Source organism: Salinicola salarius (assembly GCF_003206135.1).
GTDB classification, from domain to species: Bacteria; Pseudomonadota; Gammaproteobacteria; order Pseudomonadales; family Halomonadaceae; genus Salinicola; species Salinicola salarius.
The window spans coordinates 42,332-66,611 of the sequence record NZ_PZJT01000014.1 but is presented as its reverse complement, the minus strand read 5'-3'; the positions used below and the strand labels follow the sequence as shown (position 1 = coordinate 66,611).

Here is a 24,280-nt window from a genome sequence, read left to right as displayed (position 1 = left end):
AGACTCATGGCTCGTTATCTTGGACCCAAGTGTAAGTTGTCTCGTCGTGAAGGAACCGACCTCTTTCTCAAGAGCGGTGTCACTCCCTTCGAGAAGAAGTGCAAATCCGAGCAGATCCCGGGTGTGCATGGCCAGCGCCGTCAGCGTCTTTCCGACTACGGCTTGCAGCTTCGCGAGAAGCAGAAAGTGCGTCGTATCTACGGCGTGCTCGAAAAACAGTTCCGCAACTACTACAAGGAAGCCGCTCGCCTGAAAGGTGCGACCGGCGAATCCCTGCTGCAGTTGCTGGAATGCCGACTGGACAACGTGGTCTATCGCATGGGCTTCGGCTCCACGCGTAACGAATCACGTCAGTTGGTCAGCCACAAGGCGATCGCGGTCAATGGCCGTACCGTCAACGTGGCGTCCTATCAGGTGCGTCCCGGCGACGTCGTGTCTGTTCGCGAGAAGGCCAAGAACCAGGCCCGTATCCAGCAGGCCCTGTCCATCGCTGCCAACCGCGGCGACGTGACGTGGATCGACATCGATTCGAAGAAGATGGAAGGCACTTTCAAGGCTGTCCCGGAACGCGGTGACCTGTCTGCCGACATCAACGAAAACCTGATCGTCGAGCTGTACTCCAAGTAAGTCTGAGCTCGGGTCGCGATTGCGGCCCGAGACCAGCATTGGGTACCGATATTCGTTTGGCAGCCTGGGAAGGTGTTCATATGCAGCGTTCAGTGACAGAGTTTCTCCGTCCCCGCGACATCAAGGTCGAAGAGGTCAGTGCACATCACGCAAAGATCGTGCTGGAACCCTTCGAACGTGGTTTCGGCCATACCCTGGGGAATGCGCTGCGTCGCATCCTGCTCTCTTCGATGCCCGGCTGTGCCGTGATCGAAGCCGAAATCGATGGCGTATTGCATGAATACAGTGCCATCGAAGGTGTTCAGGAAGACGTCATCGAGATTCTTCTGAATCTCAAGGACGTGGCCATCAGGATGCACGGCCGCGACGAAGCCGTCTTGACCCTGAACAAGCAGGGCCCCGGTGTGATGACCGCAGGCGATATCGCCGTCGGTCATGACGTCGAGATCGTCAATCCGGATCACGTGATCGCTCACCTCAACGATGGCAGCGAGCTGAAAATGCAGCTCAAGGTCGTCCGGGGTCGTGGTTACGAACCGGCGGATGCGCGACTCTCTGACGAGGACGAATCCCGTGCCATCGGTCGTCTGCAGCTGGATGCCACTTTCAGCCCCGTACGCCGCGTCTCCTATGCGGTAGAGGCTGCACGTGTCGAACAGCGCACCGACCTCGATAAGCTGGTCATCGATCTCGAAACTGACGGCACTCTGGACCCCGAAGAAGCCATTCGTCGCAGTGCGACCATTCTTCAGGAACAGCTGGCCGCCTTCGTCGACCTCGAAGCTGACAGAGAGCAGGAAACCGAAGAAGAGGAAGATCAGATCGATCCGATTCTTCTGCGTCCCGTGGATGATCTCGAACTCACGGTTCGCAGCGCCAACTGCTTGAAGGCCGAGAATATTTACTACATTGGCGATTTGATTCAGCGCACGGAAGTCGAGCTGCTCAAGACGCCGAACCTTGGCAAGAAGTCCTTGAACGAGATCAAGGACGTGTTGGCTTCGCGCGGTCTTTCACTCGGCATGCGGTTGGAAAACTGGCCGCCGGCGAGTCTGAAAGACGACAAGGCTTCTGCCTGAGGAAGATAGCGCCGAGGCTCAGTCTTCGGTGTCGTCGCCTAGCGTCGAATCCAGTGTGCCGACTCGAATCACCAGTTTGGTAAGGAATAGCAATCATGCGTCATCGTAAGAGTGGTCGTCATCTGAATCGGACCAGCTCGCATCGGCACGCCATGTTCAAGAACATGTGCATCTCGCTGGTCGAGCATGAAGTGATCAAGACTACCCTGCCCAAAGCCAAGGAACTGCGCCGTCATATCGAGCCGCTGATCACCCTGGCCAAGCAGGATAGCGTGGCGAATCGCCGTCTGGCGTTCAGCCGCACCCGCTCCAAGGAAGCCGTTGGCAAGCTCTTCAACGAGCTTGGCCCGCGTTACGTCAATCGCCCGGGCGGTTACGTCCGTGTGCTCAAGTGCGGCTACCGCACTGGCGACAACGCGCCGATGGCTTACATCGAGCTGGTCGATCGTCCGGTCGTCGAAGAAGCCGCTGGCGACGAATAAGTCCCAAGCTTCTTGCACGACAAAAAAACCGGCTGCCCANNTGGGCAGCCGGTTTTCTTTTGGCTGGATTTCAGAGGGCTGGATTTCAGAGTCTTGGCCAAGGCCCGGTAAAAAGAGGAGAGGAAAACGCTTGAGATGGCGACACCCTGTACCCGGATGCCGCCCATGCAATCTCAAGCGCGTTTGGCCTTGCGTGCCTTGGGCTCGGGCAGTAGCGGCGCCAGAAAATGGCCCGTATGAGAGTGTTCGAGCGCGGCAACCTGTTCCGGTGTTCCTTCGGCGATGATGCGTCCGCCGCCGGAGCCCCCTTCCGGCCCGAGGTCGATGATCCAGTCCGCGGTCTTGATCACGTCCAGGTTATGCTCGATCACTACCACGGTATTGCCATGGTCGCGTAGCCGATGCAGCACGCCGAGTAACTGACGAATGTCTTCGAAATGCAGCCCCGTCGTCGGCTCGTCCAGAATATAGAGCGTCTGGCCGGTATCGCGCTTGGCCAGTTCGCGCGCGAGCTTCACGCGCTGTGCCTCGCCGCCGGAGAGCGTCGTGGCGCTCTGGCCAAGTCGTACGTAGGAGAGGCCCACGTCCATCAGCGTCTGCAGGCGTCTGGCGATCGCCGGCACCGGGCTGAAGAATTCCAGCGCCTCCTCGATGGTCATCTCCAGCACCTCATGGATGCTCTTGCCCTTGTAGTGGATCTCCAGCGTCTCGCGATTGTAGCGCTTGCCCTTGCAGACATCGCAGGGGACATAGATATCCGGCAGGAAGTGCATCTCGACCTTGATCATGCCTTCGCCCTGACACGCCTCGCAGCGGCCGCCCTTGACGTTGAAGCTGAAACGCCCCGGTTTGTAGCCGCGCGCGCGGGCTTCCTGAGTACCCGAGAAGAGCTCTCGAATCGGGGTGAAGATGCCGGTGTACGTGGCGGGGTTGGAGCGCGGCGTACGGCCGATCGGGCTCTGGTCGATGTCGATGATCTTGTCGAGCTGATCGAGACCCTCGATGCTGCGATAGGGCGCTGCCGTCAGCGTCGTGGCGCGATTGAGTTCACGCGCAGCGATCGGCATCAACGTCGAGTTGATCAGGGTGGACTTGCCGGAACCGGAAACGCCGGTCACGCAGACGAACAGGCCCAGCGGCAGCGCCAGATCGACATCCTGGAGATTGTTGCCATTCGCGCCGCGCAGATGAAGCTGCTTGTCCGGATTGACCGGAATGCGATGTGGCGGAATTTCGATACAGCGCTTTCCGGAAAGGTACTGTCCCGTCAGCGATTCCGGCGTTGTCTCGATCTGCTGGGGCGTACCCTGAGCCACAATGGTGCCGCCATGCACGCCGGCCCCCGGCCCGATATCGAGGACATGATCGGCGGCGCGAATCGCGTCTTCGTCGTGTTCGACCACGATCACGGTGTTGCCCAGGTCGCGCAGGCGAATCAAAGTGCGCAGGAGGCGGTCGTTGTCGCGCTGATGAAGGCCGATCGAGGGCTCGTCCAGAATATACATCACCCCGACCAGGCCGGCGCCGATCTGGCTGGCCAGGCGGATGCGCTGGGCCTCGCCGCCGGAGAGCGTGTCGGCACTGCGCTCCAGCGTCAGGTAGTCGAGCCCGACATTGACCAGGAACTCCAGACGCGCATGGATTTCATGAACGATCTTGACCGCGATCTCGCCCTTGCGGCCGGGTAGCGTCACCTGGCCGAAGTATTCCCAGGCTTCGCCCACCGGCATTTGGGTCAGCGTCGGCAGATTATGACCGTCGATGAAGACATGGCGCGCCTCCCGCTTGAGGCGGGTGCCATGGCAGGTCGGGCAGGGGCGTACGGCCAGGTATTTGGCGAGGTCGTCGCGCACCATGGAGGATTCGGTCTCGCGATAGCGCCGCTCGAGGTTGGGCAGCACACCCTCGAAAGGGTGTTCGCGGGTGACCTTGCGCCCCCGGTCGTTGACATAGCTGAACGCGATCTCGTCCTTGCCGCTGCCGTTGAGCAGCAGGTCGCGCTCGTGACGGGCAAGTTCGTTCCAGGGCGTGTCCAGCGTGAAGCGGTAGTGGTCGGCGACGGCCTGCAACTGGCTGAAATAGTAGATGCTACGGCGATCCCAGCCCTTGATCGCGCCTTCGGCCAGCGACAGTTCCGGATGGCTGATCAGCTTGTCCGGGTCGAAAAACTGGCGCACGCCGAGGCCGTCGCAAGTCGGGCAGGCGCCGGCCGGGTTGTTGAACGAGAACAGCCGCGGCTCGAGCTCGGAAAGCGAGTAGCCGCAGATCGGGCAGGCGAAGCGTGAAGAGAACGCCAGATCTTCCTGCTCGCCGTCCATGAAGTGGATGATCGCTGTGCCATCGGCCAGGTTGAGCGCGGTCTCGAAGGATTCCGCCAGGCGCTGCTGCAGGTCGTCGCGCACCTTGATGCGATCGACGACGACGCTGATGTCGTGCTTGCGCTTCTTGTCGAGCGCCGGTACGTCGTCCAGCTCGACGGTATCGCCGTCGATCACTGCACGCACGAACCCCTGGGCTCGCAGCTCGCTGATCAGTTGCTGATGCTCGCCCTTGCGGCCCTTGACCACCGGCGCCAGCAGCATCAGCCGGGTGCCCTCGGTCAGCGCCAGCACCTGATCGACCATCTGCGACACCGTCTGGGCCTCGAGCTCTTCGTCGTGGTCCGGGCACCGCGGCGTCCCGGCGCGGGCGAACAGCAGGCGCAGGTAGTCGTAGATCTCGGTGATCGTGCCGACAGTGGAGCGGGGATTGTGCGAGGTCGATTTCTGCTCGATGGAAATGGCGGGCGACAGTCCTTCGATATGGTCGACGTCGGGCTTTTCCATCATCGACAGGAACTGGCGGGCGTAGGTCGACAGGGACTCGACGTAGCGTCGTTGCCCCTCGGCGTAAAGCGTGTCGAATGCGAGCGAAGATTTACCCGAACCGGAGAGACCGGTTACCACGATCAACTTGTCGCGCGGCAGTTCGACATCGATGTTCTTCAGGTTGTGGGTCCGTGCGCCCCTGACCAGAATGCTGTCCATGACTACCTCGTGCTGCGACGCGGGAAACGACCATTATAGGTCGCGGATCAAATGACCGGCAAAGCCGGCTGCTTTCACTGGCGGAAGGCGAGCGGTAAAATGTGTCGCTCATTCCGAACCATCCTCGGCCCTGGCCGAGTTCACCCAACGTTGTGACCCCCCATGAATTCTCGTTTTCTCGTCACCGAACGACGTGCCATCGTCGGGCTGGCAAGCCTCTATGCTTCGCGCATGCTGGGCCTGTTCATGGTCCTGCCGGTTCTGGCGCTGTATGCCGATCATCTCGATGGTGCCACTCCTCTGCTGGTCGGCATGGCGCTGGGCGGCTACGGCCTGACCCAGGCCATCCTGCAAATTCCCTTCGGGCTGCTGTCCGATCGTATCGGCCGTAAAGCCGTCATCGGCGGCGGCCTCGTGCTTTTCATCATCGGTAGCGTGGTCGCCGCCGACGCTACCTCCATCACCGGAATCATCATCGGCCGCTGCCTGCAGGGCAGCGGCGCCGTTGCCGGGGCAATCATGGCGCTGCTGGCCGATCAGACCCGTGAAGAGATCCGCACTGCGGCGATGGCGACCATCGGTCTATCCATCGGCGTGGCATTCGCCGTTGCCATGGTGGCAGGCCCGCTGGTCGCGGATATCGGTGGGCTCGCCGGCGTGTTCTGGTTCACCGCCGCGCTGGCCGCCTGCGGACTGCTGGTCCTGTGGAAACTGGTGCCGAAAGCGCCGAGGCGCATGCCGCACCGCGATGTCGGGATCGACCGGCGTCAGCTGCGTGCGACGCTCGCCCAGGGCGATCTGTTACGACTGGATTTCTCGATTTTCGCGCTGCATCTGATTCTGACTGCCTGCTTCACGGCGCTGCCGTTCCGACTCGAGGCATTGGGATTCGCGCCGGCGGATCATGGCTGGGTCTACCTGCCGGTGATGGCGCTGGCCTTCGTCGGCATGATTCCGCTGGTCATCGTGGCCGAGAAGTATCGCAAGATGAAGCCCATTTTCATCGGTGCCGTCGCGGCGATGACGTTGATCCTGCTAGGCTTCGGTGAACTGGCAAGCGACCGGGTCTCGTTACTTGCCCTACTTTGGGGCTTTTTCGTCGTCTTCAATCTATTGGAGGCGACGCTGCCGTCGATGATCAGCAAATTGGCGCCGGCAGGTGCCAAGGGGACGGCCATGGGCGTCTACTCGACCAGCCAGTTTCTGGGGGCTTTTCTCGGCGGCACGCTGGGCGGGGCGCTATCGCAGGGCTTTGGCGTTCAGAGCGTGTTTCTGGGAGCGGCTGTCGTGGGGGCGATCTGGCTGGCCGTGGTCTGGAAAATGCCGGCGCCACGTCACCTTTCGAGCGAGATCATCGCACTCGACAAGCAATCCATGGACATGCTCGATACACTACTCGACCGCTTTGCCTCGGTGACCGGTGTCGAGGACGTCATGGTCGTACCCGAAGAGCAGGTCGCCTATCTCAAGGTCGACCGCCAGCGTCTGGATGTCGAGATGCTGGCCAGTATCGCAGGTAAACAATGGCAACGAACCGACGCCTGAAGGCGTCGCAACGCAGGAATGCGAGGAGACAACGATGGCCAGAGGTGTAAACAAAGTCATCCTGATCGGCAACCTGGGACAGGATCCGGAAGTCCGCTTTCTGCCTTCGGGGAATCCGGTGTGCAACCTGCGCATCGCCACGACCGATAGCTGGACCGACCGTCAGAGCGGCCAGCGCCAGGAGCGCACGGAATGGCACACCGTGGTGCTGTTCAACAAGCTGGCGGAGATCGCTCAGCAGTACGTGAAGAAAGGGTCGCGTATCTATATCGAAGGCCGCCTGCAAACCCGTAAATGGCAGGGGCAGGACGGTCAGGATCGCTACTCGACCGAAATCGTCGGTAACGACATGCAGATGCTCGATTCCCGCGCCGGTGGGCAGGGCGGCGGTGATTATGCGCCGCAAGGGCAGTATGGCGGCGCGCCGCAGGGCGGCTACGATCAGCAGCCGCAGCAGGGCAACTATGGCGGCAACCCGCAGCCACAGCAGCGTCCGCCGCAGTCAGGACAGCCGCAACAGCGTCCACCGCAGCAGGGGCAGCCAGCGCCACAACCCAACCAGAACCCCAACTACGGCGCCCCCAATCCGGGCAGCTTCGACGATTTCGACGACGAAATCCCGTTCTGACGGACGTTCCAGCCAGATGCGACGGACGATTGCCGGCCGTCATCAACGCCCCGCCAAGCGGGGCGTTTCCGTTTTTGTCGGGGGCCGACGGCGCCCCGGATTCGCAGGAAGCTCTTCCGGGCTTCGTGGTTGGTCGGCCTCGACGCCAGCCCCGGGGGACCCTAGAATACCGATCGCTATCGATAGTCATCTAACGATTTGCCTGTGTCCTCCATTCCATATCGCGACGGTTCCATGCCGTGATGTCATCCCGCCGCGACAGGCGTGCTGTTTCACGCCGTTCCCTATACCAAGAGTGTCGTCATGCCACAACGCATTCCAGATGAAGCTCGCCTTCCCGAGTTGACGCTGCGAGGCATCATCCTCGGTGCCATCATTACGCTGCTGTTCACTGCATCGAACGTCTACCTCGGCCTCAAGGTCGGGCTGACATTTGCCTCGGCGATTCCTGCTGCGGTGATCTCGATGGCGGTGTTGCGGCGTGTGGCCGGTGCCAACAAGCTCGAGAACAACATGGTCCAGACCCAGGCTTCCGCGGCGGGAACGCTGTCGGCGATCATCTTCGTATTGCCGGGGCTGCTGATGATCGGCTACTGGCAGGGGTTTCCGTTCTGGCAGACCACGGCGATCTGCGCCATTGGCGGCATACTCGGGGTGCTCTACACGATTCCGCTGCGCCGGGTGATGGTGGTGCAGAGTGATCTTCCCTATCCCGAAGGCATCGCCGCCGCCGAGATTCTCGAAGTCGGTAGCCGCGATTCGCGGCATCGGAAGGTGGAGCGTAGCGCGGAAGATGGCGATCACCACGACGTCGCGGACGATGAGGGGCCGGGAGCTCGAGAAATCCTGCTGGGCGGCATCGTTGCGGCAGTGTTTTCGATCGCCAGTGGCGGATTGCGGATATTGGCGGACAGCGTCAGCGTCTGGTTCTCGGCCGGACGTGCGGCATTTCAGCTCTCTACCGGATTTTCGCTGGCGCTGGTCGGTGCAGGCTATCTGGTCGGTATCGTGGGTGGCGTGGCGATACTGATCGGTACGCTGATCGCCTGGGGTGTCGCGGTGCCCTGGCTGACCAGCGTCACCCCGCCGGAAGCCGGTCAGTCGTTGGCCGGTGCCGGTATGGCGCTATGGTCGGACAAGGTGCGTTTCATCGGCGCCGGCACCATCGGCATCGCGGCGGTATGGACCCTGGCAACGCTGTTCAAGCCAATGGTGATCGGCATTCGTACTTCGTTCGGGGCGATGCGAGGGGATCATGGTGCCTTCAGCGAACAGCCGCGCACCGAACGTGACCTGCCGGCGGCGATCATCATGTCACTCACCGGCGTGCTATTACTGCTGCTGACCGCGGTATTCGCGATCTTTCTGCATGACGCGGCACCGGAATTGGCCGGCGGTTCGTTCTGGACGCTGACGCTGGGCAGCGTGCTGTTCGCCGGCATGTTCGGCTTTCTGATCGCGGCAGCCTGCGGTTACATGGCGGGTCTGGTGGGCTCTTCGAGCAGTCCGATTTCAGGGATCGGTATCGTGGCGGTGATTCTGGTATCGCTGTTGCTGCTCGGCTTTACCGCTGTCAGCGACGCCTTCGATGCGCTGGATCCCGAGGTCGCGCGAATGCTGCCTACCGCGCTGGCGCTGTTCGTGACCTCCGTCATTCTTGCCGTGGCCGCAATCTCCAACGACAACCTGCAGGATCTCAAGACGGGATATCTGGTCGGTGCCACCCCCTGGCGGCAGCAGGCGGCACTGATCATCGGCTGCCTGGTGGGCGCGGCGGTGATTCCGCCAGTGCTGTCGCTGCTCTATAACGCCTATGGATTCGTGGGGGCGATGCCTCGGGAAGGCATGGATCCGTCCCAGGCGCTGGCAGCGCCGCAGGCATCGCTGATGACCGCCATCGTGCGCGGGGTGTTCTCCCACGATCTGGAGTGGACGATGATCCTCATCGGTCTGGCCATCGGTGTCGTGCTGATCGCCGTCGACGAGTTTCTGCGCAAGCGTGGCGGGATAGCGCGATTGCCGGTACTGGCCGTAGGCATCGGCATCTATCTGCCGCCGAGCGTCAACATGCCGCTGGTGATCGGTGCCGTACTCGCTTGGGTGATAGATCGCCGTCTGCGCGCCCGTGCACTGGCACGCGGCGAAGACATCGAGCACGCCTCGACGCGGCCTCGCCAGCGCGGCGTGTTGCTCGCCTCCGGAATGATCGTCGGCGAGAGCCTGGTAGGCGTGCTGATGGCCGGTATCATTGGGTTGAGTGGAGCACCGGCACCGTTGGCGCTGGTCGGCGACGGCTTCGCCGACACCGCCCGGTGGTTGGGGCTGATCGTGTTCGTTGCCGTGTGTTTCGGCTTCTACCGGCGGGTGCTGGCGAAACCGAGCGTGGCGTGACGGCCGGCTTAGAGTGTCGAATCGTTGGGCATGACCACGGGCGTGGTCGCGATACCGCCGATCTCGACATCGACCTCGAACAGCGCACCGGCCAGTGGTTCGTCGTCGCAGCCGGTGGCTGCCGAAGTAACGAAGAGACGATCCAGCGCATCGCCGCCGAAGATGCAGGAGGTGGGGCGGGAAACCGGGAGCGTGACTTCGCGATCGAGCGAGCCATCGGCGCGGTAGCGGGCAATGCGGCCGCCATCCCACAGGGCGATCCATAACCCGCCTTCGCGATCGCAGGTCATGCCATCCGGATAGCCGGCGCCCTCCGGCAGGCGAATGTGCTCGCGGCGGTTCGACAGCTCGCCGTCGTCGTCGAGATCGAAGGCGAAGACGATCTGGCGCGCACTGTCGTTGTGATAAAGTGTGCGACCGTCGGGGCTGATGGCGGGGCCGTTGGTCACGTGGTATTCGCTGTCCATCTCGACCAGCCCGCGGCTGTCGAGGCGGAACAGGAAGCCGTGAATCTCGGCTTCGGCATTATCCATGGAGCCGAACCACAGCCGGCCGTGGGCATCGCTGTTGGCGTCGTTGAGGCGATCGCCGTCCGGCAGCCATTTGATGGGTGTGAGTCTCTTGCCGATACGAGGGCCATCGGCATCGAGGTCGAGTTCAGCCACACCGGAATGCAAGCCGGCAACGAAGCCGCCATCCTCGCGGGGGAGCAGCCAGCAGCAGGCTTCTTCGAGGTCCCAGCTCTGGCGCTCGCCATTGTCGGGGTGATAGGCATGCAGTCTGGCCTGCCGGATGTCGACGAACAGCAGAGCCCGAAGGCTATCGGACCAGATGGGGCCTTCGCCGAGTTCGGCGCCGACCTCCCAAGCCACAGTGACGTCCTTGTTCATGATGACCCTCCATAGACTAGCGAAGTGTGCCGGTACCGATGTCCGTCAATATCAATGTCTGTCACTATCGATACCCTGATTATCAGTGCTTCCGTTGTCGCGGCTTTCATTATCATAGTGCCGGTACCGACAATGGAAATATGATTCTCCCAATGAGTAAGGATTCCAAAGCGATGATACGTGTCGAGGTGCCATCGTGAAGTGTCTGGTGTTGCAAGCAGAGCACTGTTTGAGTCTGGCGCTGCGCGATGTGGCTGTGCAGCGTAGCGACATCGAATATTGGCCGGCACCGGAGCTGGTGGATGCCGATGTGCTGGCCACGATCGGTCCGGATGCCGTGATCGTGCCGCCGCTGGCGGATCCTGGTCGCTGCGAACCGGCGGTGGTCTATGCCCACGCCAGTCAGGTCGAAGCGCTGCTCGAAGCGTGCCAGGCTCGCCGGATTCCGCTGATCTGGTGCGTCTCGGACACGCTCTACGAGGATGGGGCGGAAGGCCCGATCGACGAGGACGTTCTGCCACGACCGCGGGATGAGGCATTGCGCCGACTGATCTCGGTCGGCGAGCACGTGCGCCGCCATCCCCAGCATCTGATCCTGCGCCTGGGGCCGCTGTTCGGGCTCGAAGGGGAAGGCGCTTGGTTGAGCGAACTGATCGAATCGCTGATGCGCGGCGAGTCGGTGCGCGCGGCCCAGGATCTGGTGCTCTGCCCGACATCGGTGACAGCCGCCGCGCGCGCGCTCACGGGCGTGCTGCTGCAGCTCGATAGCGGTGCCGGCGCCTGGGGCACCTATCATCTCTGCGGTACGGAACCCGTCAGCGTGTTCACTTTCTGCTCTGTGGTCCGGACACAGCTGGCGACACGCCTCGAAGGCGTCGGGGCCTCGCCGGCGCCGGGTGAGTTGCTGGCGCTCAACCAACACCACGACACCCCGCTGCGACGCGTGCTCAACTGTCGTCGGCTGCTCGATGTCTTCGGTATTCATCAGAAGTCTTGGCGGCTGGAGCTGGGGCTGATGCTGGATGCCTGGTGCCAGCAGCACTATCCCGATCGTGATGAGGCCGATAACGGCAGCCGAGACAGTCGCAAAAGGGAAACGTCCCGCGCATGAAAGTCTTTCGTAGTGTGATCTTCTATATCGGTTATTTCCTGGCGATCCTCGTATCCGGCTTGCTGATGTTGCCCGTCGGTTTCGCCCTGCCGACCCGCTCGCGGTTCCGTCTGTTCAATTGGCATAACCGTTTCATCATCAAGTGGCTCTCCTTGACTTGCGGCATTCGCTACCACATTCGAGGCCGTGAGCGGGTTCCCGAGGGGCCCTGCGTGGTCCTGGCCAATCACCAGAGCGAATGGGAAACGGTTTATCTGCAGCTGCTCAAGACACCGATCTGCACCGTGCTCAAGAAGGAGCTGCTCGAGATTCCGCTATTCGGCTGGGGCGTGCGTCTGCTGCGGCCAATCCCGCTGGATCGCTCGAAGCCGTCGGCCGCCATGCGCCAGGTACTTTCTCATGGCAAGCAGCGTCTGGAAGAAGGGCTGTCGGTACTGATCTTTCCCGAAGGGACGCGCGTACCGCCGGGACAGCGACGTCGCTTCAACAAGAGTGGTGCGGTGATCGCGTGTCGTACCGGCGTTCCGGTGCTGCCCGTCGCTCACAATGCCGGCGAGCGCTGGGGTCGCCATTGGGTCAAGCAGCCTGGCGTGCTCAATGTGGTCGTGGGCGAGCCGATCGAGACTGTCGGCCGCAGCCCCGAAGAGGTGATGACGGAGCTGGAAGCCTGGATCGAGCGCACCCTCGACGAGATATCCGAAGTGCCGCGTCCACCGCTGCCGGAGAAAGCTCCGCCAGCGGAGCTGCCGTCCTGACCCGATTCGCTGGGATGGATGGAAAACGAGCCAAAAAAAGGCGCCCCGCGGGACGCCTTTTGCATTGGCAACGATGACGCCAGCAATCAGCTTTCGAAGCGATCCAGTACCAGGCAGGCGTTGGTGCCACCGAAGCCGAAGCTGTTGGACAGCACGCGCTTGATGTCGACATCATCGCGACGCTGGCGAACGATATCGAAACCGTTGGCCTGTTCGTCGAGCGTGTCGATATTGGCCGACGCGCAGATGAACCGGTTCTGCATCATCAGCAGCGCGTAGATCGCTTCCTGCACGCCGGTCGCGCCCAGCGAGTGGCCCGTCAGCGACTTGGTCGAGCTCATTGCCGGCGTGGTGTCGCCGAATACCTCACGGATGGCCTTGAGCTCGGCCACATCGCCTACCGGCGTCGAGGTGCCGTGGGTATTGATGTAGTCGACCTTGCCTTCCAGTCCTGCGAGCGCCTGGCGCATGCAGCGTGCCGCGCCTTCGCCGGAAGGGGCGACCATGTCGTGTCCGTCGGACGTCGCGCCGTAGCCCGTGATCTCGGCGTAGATCTTGGCGCCGCGAGCCTTGGCGTGTTCGAGCTCTTCGATCACCAGCATGCCGCCACCGCCGGCGATGATGAAGCCGTCACGATCCACGTCGTAGGGGCGCGAGGCCTTTTCCGGCGTGTCGTTGTAATGGGTGGTCAGCGCACCCATGGCGTCGAACAGGCAGGACAACGTCCAGTGCTCTTCCTCGCCGCCGCCGGCGAAGACCACGTCCTGCTTGCCCATCTGGATCTGTTCCACGGCACTGCCGATGCAGTGGGCCGAGGTGGCACAGGCAGAGGAGATCGAGTAGTTGATGCCCTTGATCTTGAACGGCGTCGCCAGACAGGCCGAAACCGTGCTGCCCATGGTGCGCGTCACGCGGTAGGGGCCGACACGGCGCAGACCTTTTTCCCGCATCACATCGGCGGCTTCGACCTGGTTGGCGCTGGACGCGCCGCCGGAACCCGCGATCAGGCCGGTGCGCGGGCTGGAGATGTCGCTGGCCTCGAGCCCGGCATCGTCGATCGCCTGCTGCATGGCGATATAGGCGTAGGCGGCTGCATCGCCCATGAAGCGCAATTGCTTGCGATCGACCAGAGACTCGATGTCGATATCGACGACACCGGCAACCTGGCTGCGAAAGCCAAGTTCGGCATATTCCGGCTTGAAGCGAATGCCGGAGCGCCCCTGACGCAGAGAGTCGAGTACCTGTTGGGCGTCGTTGCCCAGGCAGGAAACGATGCCCAGGCCGGTGACTACCACTCGTTTCATGGAAGCCTCCCGCTCAGAATTTCTCAGTATTGGTGAACAGGCCGACACGCAAGTCCTTGGCCTCGTAGATGGCCTGACCGTCGACCGACAGCGTGCCATCGGCGATGCCAAGTACCAGGCGCCGGGTAATCACGCGCTTGATCTCGATATGGTACGTAACCTGGCCCGCGCTTGGCAGGATCTGTCCGGAGAACTTGACGTCGCCGCAACCCAGGGCCCGACCACGACCGGGGTTGCCCAGCCAGCCGAGATGGAAGCCGACCAGCTGCCACATGGCGTCCAGGCCGAGACAGCCGGGCATCACCGGATCACCAGGGAAATGACACTGGAAGAACCACAGGTCCGGATGGATATCCAGCTCGGCGATGATTTCGCCCTTCTGGTACTTGCCGCCTTCCTCGTTGATCTGCGTGATGCGGTCGAGCATCAGCATGTTGGGAGCGGGCAGTTGGGCGTTACCGGGGCCGAACAGTTCCCCCCGGCTGCATTTCAGCAGATCGTCTTGGCTGAAAGAGTGCTGTCTGGTCACTGGATCGTTCCGAGAATCGAAAATAGAGTTTGCCTCGTCGTCTGCAAGGCGCGGCCAGTCTAATGGCTGCGCGCGCTGATTGCACGCCAGCCAAAGCCTAGTCTTGTGCTACCTGTGGCGCAATGATCGGAGTGAAGCTTGCCCTGGCGAATGCCCCCGGGGCATGATGCGGACGGAAATGGGGGGCTCTGCAATAGCCGCCAGTCAAACGATGACGACGACAAACGACAATCTATGTGGCCTTTCTTTACGCTGAATCGACCGCTGATCTGGTTGGCCCTGGCGGCTCTGGCTGCTGCCAGCGTGCTGCCCATACTGGGGCTGAGGCTGGCAGCGCTGGCGGTGGTGATCATTGGCATGCTCGATGGCTGGCGCCAGATCCGGCTCGAACATCAACGTCGCCGCCTCAGCGAGCACGCGCTCGGGCTTTCACAGGATGGCGTGATCATTACCAATACTGCCAATCGTATCGTGGCCGTCAATCCCGCATTCACTCAGATCACCGGCTACACGCTGGAAGAAATCCGGGGCCATGATCCCTCCGTACTGTCGTCGGGGCGTCACGACAAGGCGTTCTACGATCTCTACTGGAAAACGCTGAAAAGCACCGGCCGCTGGGAAGGCGAGATCTGGAATCAGCGCAAGTACGGCGACCAGTTCCCCGAATGGTTGCGGGTTCAGGCCTTTCAGGATCACAAGGGCCGGGTTTCCCATTATGTGGGGCTGTTCACCGATATCAGCCGGCACAAGGCACGGGAGCAGGATCTGAGTCGTATCGGGTTCGAGGATCCGCTGACCGGCTTGCCCAATCGGCGACGTCTGCACGACCTGCTGGCGTCTCGCTTGCAGCATCTGCGCGCCGGAGAAGGGCTGGACCTGGCACTGATCGATATCGATGCCTTCAAGGCGATCAACGATAACCTGGGCGTCGAGAACGGAGATCGCCTGCTGTCGCGCTTCGGCCAGCGCCTGGCCGATCACATCGTCGGTGGTGTCGTCGGGCGGTTGGGCGGTGACGAATTCATGGTCATCCGCACCACGACATTCGACGACCATGAACAATGGGTCGCGAGCCTGCGCGAGCAGCTGAGCGAGCCGTTCGAGATCGAGGAGAGGCCGCTCCATCTGGGGTTGACCATCGGCAGCTGCCGGGCGCCGGAAGATGGCACCGACCCCAACGTGCTGTTCCAGCGGCTCGAATCCGCGCTTTACAGCGCCAAACGTCACGGCAGCAATCATGATCGACGCTTTCGTCCTTCCCTGGAAGTCGAAACCGATCGCCATCTGACCATTCTCAACGAACTACGCCAGGCGCTGGCCCATGGATCGCAGCTGGAAATCTATTACCAGACTCAGCACCGGCTGGACGACGGCAAAATGGTGGGGATGGAAGCGTTGCTGCGCTGGCATCACCCCGAGCATGGCCTGATCCTGCCGAGCGAGTTCATTCCGCTGGCGGAGCGCTATGGCCTGATGCCGGCGCTGGGAGGCTGGGTCATCGACCAGGCCGTGGCGCAGCTGGCGACCTGGCGAGGGCTGGGGCTGGAAGTCGTGCCCATCTGGGTCAATCTCTCGGCGCTGCAACTGATTCAGGGCGACCTGGAATCCCACCTGATCTCGACATTGGCACAGTATCGAGTGCCGGCTCAGCTGCTCGGCCTGGAGTTGACCGAATCCGTCTTGATCGACGAGCGTGCCGGCGATATCTCGTCACGACTGGAGGCGTTGCGGCAGGAAGGTCTGCAGATCGCGATCGACGATTTCGGCACGGGCTATTCGTCGATGGCTTATCTCAAGCGTCTGCCGATCGACAAGCTGAAACTGGATCGAGAGTTCATCCGAGCATTGCCCCACGATCATGCCGACGCCGCGATCACCTCGGCGGTACTGGCAATGGCGCAGGGGTTGCACATGGACGTGATCGCCGAAGGCGTGGAAACCGCCGAGCAGCGGGATTTCCTGCTGGCCAGAGGATGCCGCCACGTACAGGGCTATCTCTACGCCCGGCCCCAGCCGGCCGACGAGGTGGAAAGCCGGCTGCGCGAGGCAGTGGAAAGCGTCCAGTCCTGAAGTGACGCCGCCGTTCGCGTCGTTCCGTAAAAGCGTGCATGCCCTCTTCGGCAAGGCGTCGACCGCGTGGTGGACGCATGTAGACACCACTGAGACCAGCATTAGCCCAAGTTCTTGAATGCCTCCAGGGCCCGCTCTCTGACGCGTCCATGATCGACGATCGCTGGCGGATAACCCGTTTGGCGGCGCTGCTCCGCGTTGGGCTGATGGCGGGATTTGGCCGGCAGGCCGGCGAGCTCCGGCAGCCAGCGGGCGATGAATTTGGCCTCCGGATCGAAACGCCGGGACTGGGTGGTCGGATTGAATATCCGGAAATAGGGGGCGGCATCGGTGCCGGTCGAGGCTGCCCACTGCCAGCCGCCGTTGTTCGATGCGAAATCGCCATCCACCAGGTGTTGCATGAAGAAGGCTTCGCCGCGGCGCCAGTCGAGCAGCAGATGCTTGCTCAGGAACATGGCCGTTACCATGCGTAGCCGGTTGTGCATCCAGCCGGTCGTGACCATTTGGCGCATGGCGGCATCGACGAGCGGGAATCCGGTGCGGCCCTCGCACCACGCTTCGAAATCCCTGTCGCTGTGGCGCCAGCTCAACCTGTCGGTTGCGAGCTTGAACGGGCGATGGCGACAGACGCGGGGAAAGCCGACGGCAATGTGCTGGTAGAACTCGCGCCAGATCAGCTCGTTGACCCAGCTCGTCAGACCGGCGTCGCCATCGCCGAGATGGCCGCCGTTATGGGCCATCACGGCCTGCAGGCACTGCCTGTGGGAGATCATCCCGGCCGAAAGGTAGGCGGAGAGTTCGCTGGTGCCGGCGATGGCGGGGAAGTCGCGATCATCATTGTAACGGCGCGCCCGCTGCTGCAGGAATCGGGACAGCCGGTCGGCGGCGGCCTCCTGACCTGCCGGCCAGGGCTCATCCTCTGCGCTGGCAGAGTCGGGGAAGGCCACGGCGGAGCGGTCCCGCTCGGGTAGCTCGGGAATCGAATCGCTGGAAATCTCCAGCCTGGCCTGGCGCTGTGGCGTTTCACGCAACGCCAGCTGGTCTGCGGTGACGCGCTGGTGCCAGGCTTTGGCGAACGGGGTGAAGACCTTGTAGTACTCGCCCTGACCCGTCAGCAGCTCGCCCGGCTCGAAGGCAATAGAGTCGGTGTAGCCATGGGCCGCGAGCCCCTCGTGAGCGAACGCTTCGGAGACCCTGGCGTCACGCTCCCGCTCATCCAGCGGGTACTCGCGGTTGAAATGGAGCGCTTGCGCTTCGTAACGCCTGGCTGCTTCCAGCAGTGCCTTGGGCGCCGCATCAAAATCGCCGATATCGCGGTAGAGCAGCGGGATATCGAGTTCGGCCAGCGCTTTCCGTAGCGCGATGACGCCGCGATGCAGAAACGAGATCTTGCTGGCACCATGATCGTGACTGCGCCATTGGTGACGACAGGCGAGATAGATGCCGATCACCGGACCCTTGCTGGCAGCTGCGCTCAATGCGGAGTGGTCGAACGTTCTCAGGTCGTTGCGAAACCAGACGAGTTGCGTGGGCGACATAGACACGTCCCTGTTACCGATGACTGGGCGACGCGTCCCTGCGTCGCGGGCTATTCACCCTATTGCGCTGTCACGGCGGACCTGACGATCGCGCCGTGCGTCCATGTCCGGCTCAACTGCCGGCTTCGATCGTCGCTCGCATCCGGCTCAACGCCTGGCTCATGTCCTCTCCCAGCACGGCGACCGAAGTGTTCTCGAAATCGCTGGCCCGGATGCGGGCGACGGGCCCGACCAGGCATACCGGCGCCTGGGACTGTTCGGCAAGCCGCGGCAGCTGGCGTCGAATGACATCACTGCGCTCTGCGTGGCTGCTGGCGAGCAGCAGCGCTTTGGCGCCGAGACGCTCGACGGCCAACGGAAATTCGCTCAGCGGCAGATCACCATCGATCAGCTGGACGCGATAGCCTGCGGCGGATGCGGCCAGGCCCATCAGCAGCGCCCAGAATCCGCTGCTGTCGTCCGGCAATCGGGCGACCAATATCTCCCCCGCATTGCTCAACTGGTTGGTGTGGTAGATCCGGGTACCGATCCGCGTACGCAGGAAAGTCTCCAGCACCCGGCGTTGGAGCGTGGCGCCGAACTGGTCGCCCCAGCGCTCTTCCAGCTGCGAGATGACGGGCTGCCAGAGTTCCGCGATACACAGGCTGACCGGATACAGCGACAGGCTCTGGTTGAACAGCACTTCCAGCCGGCCAGTGTCGAGAGACTCCACGGCGTGGATCAGATGCTGGCGCTGGCTGGCCCAGTCTCCCATCTGCGGCGCCGGCGTCTCGACCGCTTCCGGCTGATCCAGAAGTTCCCGTACCTGGCTGACCGGGACGCCCCGGTTGAGCCACTGCAGAATGCGCTCGACGCGCTCGATATCGTCACGGCCGTACAGCCGGTGGCCTTTTGGCGTGCGCTGGGGACGGATCAGGCCGTAGCGGCGCTCCCAGGCACGTAAAGTGACGGAGTTGACTCCAGTGAGGCGCGATACTTCACGAATCGGGTAGAGCGGCGCGGCACTGGAATCCATTGCCTTGTAAGTCATGCAAGTCCTCCTGCGAGGTCTCTGCGTGCGCCGTCTCGTCGAATGAGATAGGTCATGTCAATGCTGCGAGTCATCACTACGGCTTCGAAAGTGTCAGGACGTCGGTTACGGTCATCTGTCGCGATCCGCACCGGTGTAACCTGCGATAGTGCCCTGATGCCTTGAGGACGTCACCTCGGTTCGGTGACGATCGCTAGAGAGCGATGACTTCGACGAGTCGTGACGAGACGGATACTACCGTCTCGATACCTCAAGGATGGGTGAAGATATTGTACGTTTCAAGTGGTTTGTACAATATCCATGTAAGACGTAGACAGGTTTTACAGATCCTGCGCCTGCGATTCGACGATACTGGCGAGGGCGTCGACGAAAGCCGGGTGCTGGCCGACCGGATCCAGCAGATGCAGCGAAACCGGATGTTGCCGAGCGATCTCCTCGAGCTGGCCGGGAACGCCTTCTCGCAGGTGCCGGCCCGCCGCGAAGAACAGCGGCAGGATCTCTATTCGCGAGATGCCTTGCGCTGCCAGTTCGGCCACCCGGGGCTCGAGTGAAGGCTCGCTCAACTCCGTGAAGGCGAGAACGACAGGCTTGCCGTCGCTAGGCTGCAGGTTCTGCTCCAGCGTTTCGAACGGGGCACGCCAGCGAGCATCGCTGGAACCGTGGGCCAGCAGAATCATGGCGGACTGTGTCATGCTGCTCCCTGAAAAGGGGTTGAATGCCGGGGGCGGAGTCGAGTTGTCACGCGACCATGGAAAGGACGCGCTGGGACGGCTCGCCGTCGGATGGCCAGGCTCAACGTATTGTACAATATCCGTATAACTTGGAGCATCCATCATGCGTCTATTGATCACGGGCGGTACGGGATTCGTCGGACGTCGACTGGTCGAGCGGGCTCTGGCGGCCGGCCACGACGTCATGGTGATCTCTCGCGACCCGGAACGGGCTCGCCGGCAGTTGCCGCAGAGCGTGCGCATCGGTGACGATGCCATGGATTTTGCATCGTCTCTACCGGAGGCCATCGTCAATCTGGCCGGGGAACCGATTGCCGACCGGCGCTGGAGCGACCCGCAGAAGACCCGGCTGGTCGAATCGCGCCGCCACGCGACACGCGACGTCGTCGCGCTATGCGAGGAGCTGGCGCGGCGGGAACAGCCGCCGGAAGTGCTCGTCTCCGGCTCGGCCATGGGCTACTACGGCGATCAGGGCGATCGTGACGTGACCGAGGAGACGCCACCCCACGACGAATTCGCCCACCGCCTGTGCCAGGCCTGGGAGGCGGAGGCGCTCAAGGCCGAAGCTTTCGGGGTAAGGGTGGCCTGTCTGCGTACCGGGCTGGTGCTGGATGCCGGCGGCGGCACCCTGGCCAAGATGATGCCGGCGTTCAAGCTGGGGCTGGGCGGTCGCCTGGGGGATGGGCGCCAGTACATGCCGTGGATTCATCGGGAGGATCTGGTCGCCATGATCGAGTTTCTGCTCGAGAAAACCATGCTCAGCGGCCCGTTCAACGGCTCCGCGCCGCAACCGGTGACCAATGCCGAGTTCACCAGGGCGCTGGGACGACACCTGCATCGGCCGGCGGCGCTGTTCGTGCCCGCGCCGCTGCTGAAACTCGGACTGGGGGAGATGTCGCGCCTGCTTCTGACTGGCGCTTGCATGCGTCCCAGGCGCTTCCAGGAGGCCGGCTTCACCTTTCGCTATCCGACGCTGGACGACGCCCTGGCGGCAATCGTGTCGCATTGAGAGCGCCCGCGGCTTGCCGCGGACGCGGATCCTCGATGCGCTGGCGAACTAGCGTGCATCCTTGTCGACGGTGACGATCACGCGCACCGCGTCGAGGCGCAGCGACGCGCTTTCGATGGCGGTATCGAGGGCGCGACGTTCGTCTTTCAGGGCCTGCAGCTCGTCGTCGCGAATAGCGCCGTTGTGCTGGGCAAGGGCCTTGAGACGCGACAGCTCCAGATCGAGCGTCTCCCGCATCTCCTGCTGAGCGCGTTCGACCAGCGACGGCAATTCGCGTTGGGCCTCCTGCTCGCCCTTCTTCAGCAGCTCGCGCAACGCGTCATGCCGGGATTTCAGCAGCTCGCGCGCGACGCCTTTCTTGACTCGCTGCAGGTTGCGGGAGAGCCCGCTGAAGGTGACCTTGTCCGACAGGTTGGCGCCGCTCTCGTCGAGCAGCACGCGAATGCCGGTATCCGGCAGGAAGCGGCCCAGTTGCAGCCGCTTGGGCGCCGGGCAGTGCGTGCGGAAGATCAGCTCCAGCATCAGCCGGCCGCCGGGAATGTTGGGATGCTTGAGCAGGGCGAGGGCGGTGTTGCCCAGGCTGGAGTCGAGAATGCGCTCCATCACCGTGGTCACCAGCGGATGCTCCCAGGAGAGACGCTGGATATCGTCACGCGCCAGCGCCTGGGTGCGCGAGTAGGTCACGGTGAACCCCTCGTCGCCCTGGGCCAGCCCCGGCAGGCTGTCGATCATGTGCGAGCCGGGCGTGAGATGCATCTGACCGTTGCCAAGATCCCGGCTATCGACGCCGAAGATGTCCAGCGCCTGATCGACGTAGCGGGGCAGGGCGCTGTCGTTGTCCTGCTCCACGATCGCGCTGATCACGGCATCCGCCCGCTCGGGGCGGCAGGCGTTCCACTCCAGCAGACGATTGCGGCCCGCTTCGCGCTCGGCCAGACGAGCGTCGTTGAAGGTGCGGGTCTCTGCGATCAGCGAATCAAGGCCGCTGTTTTCATCGAGAGAGTCGTCGTCGAGAGAGCCGTCATCGCGATAGTCGTCATCGAGACTTTCACGCAGCGCATCGCCGAAAGCCTCGAGAACGTCGCCGCCCGCCGCGTGCGGTGCCTCGAACGCGGCGAGGCCATCGTGATACCAGCGCAGCAGCGTGGCGGTGGGGCTTTTCTCGATCACCGGCACGTGAATATCGATCGGGTGCAGCTGGCCGATACGATCGAGTCGCCCGATGCGCTGCTCGAGCAGATCGGGGTGCCAGGGCAGATCGAACATCACCAGATGATGGCAGAACTGGAAGTTGCGCCCTTCGGAGCCGATTTCCGAGCAGATCAGTACCTGGCAGCCGCCATCGTCATCGGCAAAGGCGGCAGCTGCACGGTCGCGTTCGACCAGGCTCATCTCTTCGTGGAAGACCGGCGCCTGGATACCGGCGCGCACGCGCAGCGCCTCGGCCAGGTCCACGGCGGTCTGGCGCCAGTGGGCGATCACCAGCACCTTCTGCTGGTTGCCCAGTGCCTCGAGCTGGCCCATCAACCACTCGACGCGGGGATCGAAACGCCACCAGGGCGTGTCATGCTGGATCGCGGCATCGTGCAGGGCGCGATAGGCCGCCTCGGGATAGAGGCGGGCGTCGTGCGTGCTCAGGTCCGCGGCGGTCAGGCGGGCGGCGAAGTGATCGTTGCCCTGTCTGAGCTCCTCGAACTGATCCTGGTAGGCCGTCGGCATCGCCAGCGAGGCAACGTGCAGGTGGCGCTCGGGAAAGCCGCCGACATGACGGCGGCTGTTGCGGAACATGACCCGGCCGGTGCCGTGGCGATCCAGCAGCTGTTCGCGCAGCTGGCGGCGGGCGCTGTCGCGCTGGGCCTCGTCGCTTTCGGCGTCCAGCAGGGTGTCGAGCAGCGCGCGGCTGTCGCCGTCATCAATGATGGCGCCGAGACGGTCGCGGTCGGCGGCATCGCCCGGCAGCCGCTCGAGTGCTTCGATCGCTTCGGCCACGGCGGTATAGCTGGCTTCTTCTTCCCGGAAGCGTTCGAGATCGTGATAGCGGTCGGGGTCGAGCAGGCGCAGCCGGGCGAAGTGGCTCTCCAGACCCATCTGCTCCGGTGTCGCGGTCAGCAGCAGGAGACCGGCGATATGCTTCGACAGGCGTTCGATGCAGGCATAACCCGGGCCTTCTGCCTGTGGCGTCCAGTCGAGATGGTGCGCCTCGTCGACGATCAGCAGATCCCACTCGGCGCTCTCGGCCTGACGCTGACGATGCGGGTTGGCGAACAGCCACTCCTGGCTGGCCAGGATGCACTGGCCGCTGTCGAAGGGGTTGTCCTCGTCGAACGCTTCGCTCTGGGCTTCGTCCAGCAGCGTGACCGAGAGCGAGAAACGGCGCAGCAATTCGATCAGCCATTGGTGGGTCAGGCTGGCTGGCACCAGAATCAGCGCCCGGCTGGCGCGCCCGGTCAGCAGCAGGCGATGCAGGATCAGCCCGGCCTCGATGGTCTTGCCCAGGCCGACTTCGTCGGCCAGCAGAACGCGCGGGGCATGGCGCCGGGAGACTTCATCGGCGATATAGAGCTGGTGCGGAATCAGATCGATGCGCGGCCCGGCCAGGCCCAGTGCCGGGCTACGGGCGATGCGCTGGTGGTGATGCAGCGAGCGATAGCGTAACTGGAACCAGTCGTTGCGGTCGACCTGGCCGGTCAGCAGACGATCCTGTGCCTGATGGAAGCGCATGTTGTCGGAGAGCCTGGCTTCGCTGAGCGACACGGATTCGCCGTCATCGGTCTGGCCGTGGTAGATCACGCAGCCATCGCGTTCTTCGATACGCTCGACGGTCAACTGGTCGCCGTCGGCGGTGTCGATGCGATCACCGGGGCCGAACACCACGCGGGTCAGCGGTGCCTGACGGGCGCTGTAGGTACGGGTTTCCTGACTGGCGGTGAACAGCACGGTGACGCTGCGTGCATCGACGGTGAGAATGGTGCCGAGTCCAAGCTCGGTTTCGCCGTCGCTGATCCAACGCTGGCCGGGAGAGAAGTCGCTCATGGTGCCTCGGTCGTGTGTACGCTGCGGGAACGGATCGAATGGGCGACGCATTCTAGCGTAAACCGCGTGCGGCCTTAAGCACTGAACGGTTCGGCGTGTTCCGGCATTGGCGTTACACTGCCTCGGCGTGGGTCCGGGCGTCGCGGACTCGGATACGGGCGCGAAGCATCTTACGAGGAGAGATCATGGCGGGAGCAGGGCCAAGAGACGGTCTGCGTCGGATCGCGATCGCCAGCCAGGCGATAGGATTCGTTCTGATCATCACCCTGGAAACGGTGATGGGAGACGGTGCCAGGCCCTGGCAGGGGGTGACGCTGGCGCTGATGCTGGCGACCGCGGCCTGGCTGGCGCTGGTGCGACGTTATCGGCGTAACCGAAAGCAGCGCCGCAAGCGCGAAGACGACGATTGATGCCGCCGGCCAATGCCAGTCGATTCCTGACGGCCATCGATCGAATGTCGTCCATGGCATCCACGTTCGGATGCATTAAGCTTGGCCATATC

At 63.0% G+C, this 24,280-nt stretch carries 19 protein-coding genes; 11 read left to right on the top strand and 8 right to left on the bottom strand.

What is annotated here, in order from left to right:
* The first annotated feature begins 6 nt into the window (after window positions 1-6).
* From rpsD to rplQ, 3 genes are all read left to right on the top strand, one after another.
* Window positions 7-627 carry a 30S ribosomal protein S4 gene (gene rpsD, locus DOM32_RS13605; RefSeq protein WP_071230727.1) on the top strand — a complete coding sequence of 207 codons (621 nt, stop codon included), beginning with the start codon at window positions 7-9 and terminating at the stop codon, window positions 625-627.
* An 80-nt stretch (window positions 628-707) separates the two neighbouring features.
* Window positions 708-1,706, top strand: coding sequence for a DNA-directed RNA polymerase subunit alpha (locus DOM32_RS13600; protein ID WP_071230728.1), 999 nt, complete (start codon window positions 708-710; stop codon window positions 1,704-1,706).
* Window positions 1,707-1,801: 95 nt separating this feature from the next.
* Window positions 1,802-2,188: a 50S ribosomal protein L17 gene (gene rplQ / locus DOM32_RS13595; protein WP_071230729.1), complete on the top strand. Its 387-nt coding sequence runs from the start codon at window positions 1,802-1,804 to the stop codon at window positions 2,186-2,188.
* Between the two features lie 173 nt (window positions 2,189-2,361).
* Here rplQ and uvrA read toward each other — a convergent pair whose 3' ends face one another.
* Window positions 2,362-5,214, bottom strand: coding sequence for an excinuclease ABC subunit UvrA (gene uvrA / locus DOM32_RS13590; RefSeq protein WP_110635367.1), 2,853 nt, complete (start codon window positions 5,212-5,214; stop codon window positions 2,362-2,364).
* 162 nt (window positions 5,215-5,376) lie between these two features.
* Between uvrA and DOM32_RS13585 the strand changes: the two genes are divergently transcribed.
* The 3 genes from DOM32_RS13585 to DOM32_RS13575 all read left to right on the top strand — a co-directional run bounded on the left by DOM32_RS13585 (window position 5,377) and on the right by DOM32_RS13575 (window position 9,778).
* Window positions 5,377-6,759, top strand: a complete 1,383-nt coding sequence (locus DOM32_RS13585) for an MFS transporter (RefSeq protein WP_110635365.1) — start codon at window positions 5,377-5,379, stop codon at window positions 6,757-6,759.
* A 34-nt stretch (window positions 6,760-6,793) separates the two neighbouring features.
* Entirely contained in the window at window positions 6,794-7,387 is a 594-nt protein-coding gene (locus DOM32_RS13580; protein WP_071230732.1) for a single-stranded DNA-binding protein, read from the top strand.
* A 303-nt stretch (window positions 7,388-7,690) separates the two neighbouring features.
* Window positions 7,691-9,778, top strand: a complete 2,088-nt coding sequence (locus tag DOM32_RS13575) for an OPT family oligopeptide transporter (protein WP_110635362.1) — start codon at window positions 7,691-7,693, stop codon at window positions 9,776-9,778.
* A gap of 8 nt (window positions 9,779-9,786) precedes the next feature.
* Here DOM32_RS13575 and DOM32_RS13570 read toward each other — a convergent pair whose 3' ends face one another.
* Window positions 9,787-10,668, bottom strand: a complete 882-nt coding sequence (locus DOM32_RS13570; RefSeq protein ID WP_110635359.1) for an SMP-30/gluconolactonase/LRE family protein — start codon at window positions 10,666-10,668, stop codon at window positions 9,787-9,789.
* Window positions 10,669-10,864: 196 nt separating this feature from the next.
* On the opposite strand from DOM32_RS13570, the gene DOM32_RS13565 reads away from it, so the two are divergent.
* Window positions 10,865-11,779 carry a sugar nucleotide-binding protein gene (locus DOM32_RS13565; protein ID WP_083387222.1) on the top strand — a complete coding sequence of 305 codons (915 nt, stop codon included), beginning with the start codon at window positions 10,865-10,867 and terminating at the stop codon, window positions 11,777-11,779.
* Entirely contained in the window at window positions 11,776-12,534 is a 759-nt protein-coding gene (locus DOM32_RS13560) for a lysophospholipid acyltransferase family protein (protein ID WP_110635356.1), read from the top strand. Before DOM32_RS13565 ends, DOM32_RS13560 begins: the two co-directional genes overlap by 4 nt.
* A gap of 86 nt (window positions 12,535-12,620) precedes the next feature.
* On the opposite strand, the gene fabB is transcribed toward DOM32_RS13560, so the two are convergent.
* The gene (fabB, locus tag DOM32_RS13555; RefSeq protein WP_110635353.1) at window positions 12,621-13,838 is read right to left on the bottom strand and encodes a beta-ketoacyl-ACP synthase I; all 1,218 of its coding nucleotides are present in this window, start codon (window positions 13,836-13,838) and stop codon (window positions 12,621-12,623) included.
* A gap of 13 nt (window positions 13,839-13,851) precedes the next feature.
* Window positions 13,852-14,367, bottom strand: coding sequence for a 3-hydroxyacyl-[acyl-carrier-protein] dehydratase FabA (gene fabA, locus DOM32_RS13550; protein WP_071230738.1), 516 nt, complete (start codon window positions 14,365-14,367; stop codon window positions 13,852-13,854).
* A gap of 234 nt (window positions 14,368-14,601) precedes the next feature.
* Between fabA and DOM32_RS13545 the strand changes: the two genes are divergently transcribed.
* A complete protein-coding gene (locus DOM32_RS13545; RefSeq protein ID WP_071230739.1) occupies window positions 14,602-16,437 on the top strand; it encodes a putative bifunctional diguanylate cyclase/phosphodiesterase in 1,836 nt (611 codons plus the stop codon).
* A gap of 101 nt (window positions 16,438-16,538) precedes the next feature.
* Here DOM32_RS13545 and phrB read toward each other — a convergent pair whose 3' ends face one another.
* From phrB to DOM32_RS13530, 3 genes are all read right to left on the bottom strand, one after another.
* On the bottom strand, window positions 16,539-17,975 hold the full coding sequence (gene phrB / locus DOM32_RS13540; RefSeq protein ID WP_110635351.1) for a deoxyribodipyrimidine photo-lyase: 1,437 nt from the start codon (window positions 17,973-17,975) through the stop codon (window positions 16,539-16,541).
* 112 nt (window positions 17,976-18,087) lie between these two features.
* Window positions 18,088-19,005 carry a MerR family transcriptional regulator gene (locus tag DOM32_RS13535; RefSeq protein ID WP_071230741.1) on the bottom strand — a complete coding sequence of 306 codons (918 nt, stop codon included), beginning with the start codon at window positions 19,003-19,005 and terminating at the stop codon, window positions 18,088-18,090.
* A gap of 320 nt (window positions 19,006-19,325) precedes the next feature.
* Window positions 19,326-19,697 carry a sirohydrochlorin chelatase gene (locus DOM32_RS13530; protein WP_071230742.1) on the bottom strand — a complete coding sequence of 124 codons (372 nt, stop codon included), beginning with the start codon at window positions 19,695-19,697 and terminating at the stop codon, window positions 19,326-19,328.
* Window positions 19,698-19,839: 142 nt separating this feature from the next.
* Between DOM32_RS13530 and DOM32_RS13525 the strand changes: the two genes are divergently transcribed.
* Window positions 19,840-20,745 (top strand): TIGR01777 family oxidoreductase, encoded by a 906-nt coding sequence (locus DOM32_RS13525; protein WP_071230743.1) that lies wholly within the window; start codon window positions 19,840-19,842, stop codon window positions 20,743-20,745.
* Window positions 20,746-20,793: 48 nt separating this feature from the next.
* Here the strand turns inward: DOM32_RS13525 and rapA are convergent, their stop codons facing one another.
* Window positions 20,794-23,778 carry an RNA polymerase-associated protein RapA gene (rapA, locus tag DOM32_RS13520; protein ID WP_110635349.1) on the bottom strand — a complete coding sequence of 995 codons (2,985 nt, stop codon included), beginning with the start codon at window positions 23,776-23,778 and terminating at the stop codon, window positions 20,794-20,796.
* A gap of 185 nt (window positions 23,779-23,963) precedes the next feature.
* Here rapA and DOM32_RS13515 point away from each other — a divergent pair, with 185 nt between their 5' ends.
* Window positions 23,964-24,188 carry a hypothetical protein gene (locus DOM32_RS13515; RefSeq protein WP_110635347.1) on the top strand — a complete coding sequence of 75 codons (225 nt, stop codon included), beginning with the start codon at window positions 23,964-23,966 and terminating at the stop codon, window positions 24,186-24,188.
* Window positions 24,189-24,280: the final 92 nt, after the last annotated feature.